Annotated in this window: 7 protein-coding genes; all 7 read left to right on the top strand. The window is 63.9% G+C overall.

The window, feature by feature from the left end:
• Nucleotides 1–127 precede the first annotated feature (127 nt).
• The 7 genes from ACTHL0_RS23140 to ACTHL0_RS23110 all read left to right on the top strand — a co-directional run bounded on the left by ACTHL0_RS23140 (nucleotide 128) and on the right by ACTHL0_RS23110 (nucleotide 4,719).
• Nucleotides 128–952, top strand: coding sequence for an ABC transporter ATP-binding protein (locus ACTHL0_RS23140; RefSeq protein WP_440569297.1), 825 nt, complete (start codon nucleotides 128–130; stop codon nucleotides 950–952).
• Complete coding sequence (gene mlaE, locus ACTHL0_RS23135) at nucleotides 949–1,716, top strand: lipid asymmetry maintenance ABC transporter permease subunit MlaE (RefSeq protein ID WP_440569296.1); 768 nt, start codon at nucleotides 949–951, stop codon at nucleotides 1,714–1,716. The genes ACTHL0_RS23140 and mlaE overlap by 4 nt, the downstream gene beginning before the upstream one ends.
• A 46-nt stretch (nucleotides 1,717–1,762) precedes the next feature.
• Nucleotides 1,763–2,326 carry an outer membrane lipid asymmetry maintenance protein MlaD gene (mlaD, locus tag ACTHL0_RS23130; RefSeq protein WP_440569295.1) on the top strand — a complete coding sequence of 188 codons (564 nt, stop codon included), beginning with the start codon at nucleotides 1,763–1,765 and terminating at the stop codon, nucleotides 2,324–2,326.
• Between the two features lie 38 nt (nucleotides 2,327–2,364).
• Complete coding sequence (locus tag ACTHL0_RS23125; protein ID WP_440569294.1) at nucleotides 2,365–3,279, top strand: MlaA family lipoprotein; 915 nt, start codon at nucleotides 2,365–2,367, stop codon at nucleotides 3,277–3,279.
• 129 nt (nucleotides 3,280–3,408) lie between these two features.
• The gene (locus ACTHL0_RS23120; RefSeq protein ID WP_440569293.1) at nucleotides 3,409–4,041 is read left to right on the top strand and encodes an MlaC/ttg2D family ABC transporter substrate-binding protein; all 633 of its coding nucleotides are present in this window, start codon (nucleotides 3,409–3,411) and stop codon (nucleotides 4,039–4,041) included.
• Nucleotides 4,038–4,349: an STAS domain-containing protein gene (locus ACTHL0_RS23115; protein ID WP_440569292.1), complete on the top strand. Its 312-nt coding sequence runs from the start codon at nucleotides 4,038–4,040 to the stop codon at nucleotides 4,347–4,349. Before ACTHL0_RS23120 ends, ACTHL0_RS23115 begins: the two co-directional genes overlap by 4 nt.
• A 142-nt stretch (nucleotides 4,350–4,491) precedes the next feature.
• Nucleotides 4,492–4,719: a hypothetical protein gene (locus ACTHL0_RS23110; protein ID WP_440569291.1), complete on the top strand. Its 228-nt coding sequence runs from the start codon at nucleotides 4,492–4,494 to the stop codon at nucleotides 4,717–4,719.
• The last annotated feature ends 31 nt before the right edge of the window (nucleotides 4,720–4,750 follow it).

The raw sequence follows: 4,750 nt of genomic DNA, 5'->3' as shown, positions 1-4,750 counted from the left end.
CCGCAACACGCAGACGGACGACGAGCGGAGACAACACACCGTTGCATAGGCGGTCGTGGTCGTGTCAACACAGGGTAATCGCTGAGGCCCTATAATTCCGCTTCCGCGTAATAGGAAAGTCCGCTTCGTGCCGCCTTCATCCTCCGAGCCTATTCTTGAGCTTCGCAACGTCGACTTCGGTTACGGCGAAGACCGCCTCGTTCTCTCGAACCTGAACATGCGCTTCGAGCGCGGGCAGGTCGTCGCCGTCATGGGCGGCTCCGGCGGCGGCAAGACCACGGTCTTGCGGCTGATCGGCGGCCTCGAACGGGCGCGCCGCGGCGAAGTCCTGTTCCAGGGGCGCGATGTCGGCAAGCAAACGCGCGAAGGGCTGTATGCCCTGCGCCGCAAGATGGGCATGCTGTTCCAATTCGGTGCGTTGTTCACCGACATGTCGGTGTTCGAGAACGTCGCCTTCGCGCTGCGCGAACACACCGATCTGCCCGAAGCGCTGATTCGCGATCTCGTCCTGATGAAGCTGAACGCAGTGGGGCTGCGCGGTGCGCGCGATCTTGCGCCGTCGCAGATTTCGGGCGGCATGGCCCGTCGCGTCGCGCTGGCGCGCGCAATCGCGCTCGATCCCGAACTGATGATGTACGACGAACCGTTCGCCGGGCTCGACCCGATTTCGATGGGCATCACGGCCAATCTGATCCGCACGCTGAATCAGGCGCTGGGTGCCACCTCGATTCTCGTGACGCACGACGTGCCCGAATCGTTCGCGATCGCCGATTACGTCTACTTTCTTGCCAACGGCTCGGTGCTGGCCCACGGCACGCCCGCGCAGTTGCGCGAATCGGTCGATCCGACCGTGCGGCAGTTCATCGATGGCGCCCCCGACGGCCCGTTCCGGTTCCACTACCCGGCGCAAGCGACGCTCGCGGCGGATTTCGGTTTAGGGGAGCGGCCATGATCGGCGCACTCGGACATTGGGTCATCGGGCGCATTCTGCGCACGGGTTACGCGACGCGGATGTTCCTGCGCATCGTTTTAGAAGGGCTGCGGCTGCTGCGCCGGCCCGGGCTCGTCATCAAGCAGATTTTCTTCGTCGGCAACTACTCGTTCATCATCATTGCGGTGTCGGGCTTGTTCGTCGGCTTCGTGTTGGGCCTGCAGGGCTACTACACGCTGAACCGGTATGGATCCGAGCAGGCGCTCGGGCTGCTTGTCGCGCTCTCGCTCGTGCGCGAGCTCGGGCCCGTCGTGACGGCGCTGCTGTTCGCCGGCCGAGCCGGTACTTCGCTCACGGCGGAGATCGGCCTCATGAAAGCGGGCGAACAATTGACGGCGCTGGAAATGATGGCCGTCGATCCCGTGGCTACCGTCCTCGCGCCGCGGATGTGGGCCGGGATCATCGCCATGCCCATTCTGGCGGCGATCTTCAGTGCGGTGGGCGTGCTCGGGGGCTATGTGGTGGGCGTGCTGCTGATCGGCGTCGATGCGGGGGCGTTTTGGTCGCAGATGCAAGGCGGGGTGGATGTCTGGCGCGATGTCGGCAACGGCGTCATCAAAAGCATTGTGTTCGGCTTCGCGGTGACGTTCATCGCGCTGTTCCAGGGCTACGAGGCGAAGGCGACACCCGAGGGCGTGTCGCTCGCGACTACCCGCACGGTGGTCTATGCCTCGCTCGCCGTACTCGGTCTCGATTTCCTGCTGACGGCGCTGATGTTCAGCTGACGCATTTGGCGTCGCGCCCGCTTAAAGCCAATTTCTCTTTGTTGGAATGACGATGAAAAAGACTGTTCTCGACTTCTGGGTCGGCTTGTTCGTGCTGCTGGGCTTGATCGCCGTGCTGTTTCTGGCGCTCAAGGTCGGCAACATGAGCTCGCTGTCGTTCGAGGCGACCTATCCCGTCAAGCTCAAGTTCGACAATATCGGCGGCTTGAAGCCGCGCGCACCGGTGAAGAGCGCGGGGGTGACCGTCGGGCGCGTAGGGGCGATCAGCTTCGACACGAATAGCTATCAAGCCGTGGTGACGATCGATATCGATAAACAGTACCCGTTCCCTAAGGATACGTCGGCGAAGATCCTGACCTCGGGGCTGCTCGGCGAGCAATACATCGGGCTCGAGCCGGGCGGCGACAGCGAAATGCTGAAGGCTGGCGATACGATTTCGATGACGCAATCGGCCATCGTGCTCGAAAACCTGATTTCGACGTTCCTTTACAGCAAGGCGGCCGATGCGGGCGGGGCAAAAGCCGCACCGGCTCCCGTGCCGGCACCGGCACCGGTGCCGAGTACCCCGGCAGCGGCGAGCGCACCCGCCGCTGCGAGCGCCGGCAATTGATCGAATTACAGACCAGTGTGAGTCAACGGAGAACAATAATGCGAATCACGCGCGCCAAGAATACGGCGCTTGCTCTGGCCGCCGCGGCATTGGCCGGCTGCGCGTCCGTCCAGACGCCAACGCCGGGCGATCCGCTCGAGGGGTTGAACCGGACCGTGTTCAAATTCAACGACACGCTCGATACCTACGCGCTGAAGCCCGTCGCGAAGGGTTATGCGTGGGCGGTGCCGCAGCCGGTCCGCTCCAGTGTCACGAACTTCTTCTCGAACATCGGCGATGTTTACGTTGCCGCGAACGAACTGCTCGAGCTGAAGATCGCCGATGGCGTGGGCGACGTCATGCGCGTGGTCATCAATACGGTGTTCGGGGTCGGCGGCTTGTTCGACGTCGCCACGGCGGCGCGCTTGCCCAAGCATTCGGCCGACTTCGGCGTGACCCTCGGCCACTACGGCGTGCCGTCGGGCCCGTATCTGGTGTTGCCGCTGCTCGGCCCGAGCACGGTGCGCGACGCGGCGGGGCTCGCCGTCGATTACTACGGCAATCCGCTCAGCTATGTGAGTCCGTCGAGCGTGAGCTGGGCGCTGTACGGCGTGAATCTCGTCAATACGCGTGCCAATCTCCTGACGACCGTCGACGTTCTCTCGGGCGCCGCGATCGACAAATACTCGTTCATTCGCAATGCCTATCTGCAACGCCGCCAGTTCCTGATCACGGGCGGCGACGGCGCCGACAACGTCCCCAATTACGACGAGTCGCTGCCGAAGTACGATGACGGTTCGCAGCCGGCCGCGGCTTCGGGCGCGGAAGCCGCTTCGGCGCCGGGTGCAACCGCGGCGCCTGCTCAGGCCCCGGCTCCGGCCAGCGAAACGAACGGCGACGGTCAGACCGTGCCCGGCCAGCAGTATGTGCCGCCGCCTCGTGGCGGTTTGCCATCGCTTCACCTGCCGCGCTGAACACCGCGCTTCGATTAGACAAGGGCCGTAACGATTCGAAACGAATGTTGCCGCCGATGTAGGACCGGCCTCGAACTTGCGTGGCATGCTGAGTTCGAACTCCGGTTCCGTGAAATTTAAGGATCGACGATGAAAAAATTCTTCTGGTTTGCTTTGTTTTCGGCGTTGCTTTCGTTCAGCGCGGGCAGTTTCGCGCAAGGTGTCGACACCAATTCGCCCGACGGCATGATCAAGACCGTGACGGGCCAGGTGCTCGACCAGATCAAGAGCGACTCGAGCATCAAGAGCGGCGACATCAACAAGATCACGCAGGTCGTGAATCAAAAGATCCTGCCGTACACCGATTTCCGCCGTACGACGCAGCTCGCGATGGGCCGCGCCTGGCGCACCGCCACGCCGGAGCAGCGCGATCAAATGGTCGAGCAATTCAAGATGCTGCTGATTCGCACGTATTCGGGCGCGCTGTCGCAGGTGCGTGACCAGACCGTGCAGTTCAAGCCGTTCCGGGCTGATCCGGGCGCGACCGACGTCGTCGTGCGCTCTTCCGTCATGAACAACGGCCAGCCCGTGGAACTCGACTACCGCCTGTATAAGACGCCGGAAGGCTGGCGCGTCTACGACCTGAACGTGGCCGGCGCATGGCTGATTCAGGCGTATCAACAGCAATTCGCCGAGAAGATCAACCAAGGCGGTGTGGACGGCCTGCTGCAGTTCCTGACGCAGCGCAACCAGCAGCTCGCTGCGGGCAAGCAACCGTCATGAGCGGCGAGACGAGCCGTTTCGCCATAGGCGCGACGCTCACGCACGCGAGCGCGTCGAGCGCGCTCGCGGCCGGTCTGGCCCGAATCGAAGCGGGCGCGACGGCGGTCGATTGCGCGCAGCTGACGCAATTCGATTCGTCGGCCCTGGCCGTGCTGCTTGCGTGGCGCCGCGCCGCGCAGGCGCGCGGTAACGCGCTCGCTGTCTTGAACGTGCCGGCCGGCCTGGCCAGTCTTGCGCAGGTCTATGGCATCGACGCCCTCTTCACGGCGCAGCGCACGGCTGCTCCGGCTCCCGCCAGCGCGAAATAGCACATAGCTGGCGTTCCCCAGCGGCGCGCATTCGTCTTCGCTTACCCGTGTCCCACGGTACCGCGCATCGCCGCCTCGACCGCGGCGATGTGGCGAGCCGGTGCCGAAAGACCGCATCCGCCGGCGCCGGCCGCTGAGCCCGGTGGGCAATCCCGACTTAGCCTATAATCAACCGTTTTTCGGGCAGCCGATCGGCACGGCGTTTGCCATTGGCGGCGTCAACCCCACGCCCGATCGTGCCGAGCAATCGGACATCAGTCCGGGCACCCGTCCGGGGCACGAATCACGTCTAAACGAAGGCGCGCCGCCGATAACGGCCGCGCACATCCATGTCAGCGATAGAAATCCGCAACGTCAAGAAGCGCTATAAGGCGCTGCAAGCGCTCAAGGGCGTCAGCTTG

It is taken from the genome of Trinickia sp. (genome assembly GCF_051961175.1).
Lineage (GTDB): Bacteria > Pseudomonadota > Gammaproteobacteria > Burkholderiales > Burkholderiaceae > Trinickia.
This window is presented reverse-complemented; position numbering and strand designations above follow the sequence as displayed.

Excerpts from the sequence above, each read along its gene's own strand:
- mlaE (WP_440569296.1), top strand. The coding sequence starts at position 949 with ATGATCGGCGCACTCGGACATTGGGTCATCGGGCGCATTCTGCGCACG.
- mlaD (WP_440569295.1), top strand. The coding sequence starts at position 1,763 with ATGACGATGAAAAAGACTGTTCTCGACTTCTGGGTCGGCTTGTTCGTG.
- ACTHL0_RS23125 (WP_440569294.1), top strand. The coding sequence starts at position 2,365 with ATGCGAATCACGCGCGCCAAGAATACGGCGCTTGCTCTGGCCGCCGCG.
- ACTHL0_RS23120 (WP_440569293.1), top strand. The coding sequence starts at position 3,409 with ATGAAAAAATTCTTCTGGTTTGCTTTGTTTTCGGCGTTGCTTTCGTTC.
- ACTHL0_RS23115 (WP_440569292.1), top strand. The coding sequence starts at position 4,038 with ATGAGCGGCGAGACGAGCCGTTTCGCCATAGGCGCGACGCTCACGCAC.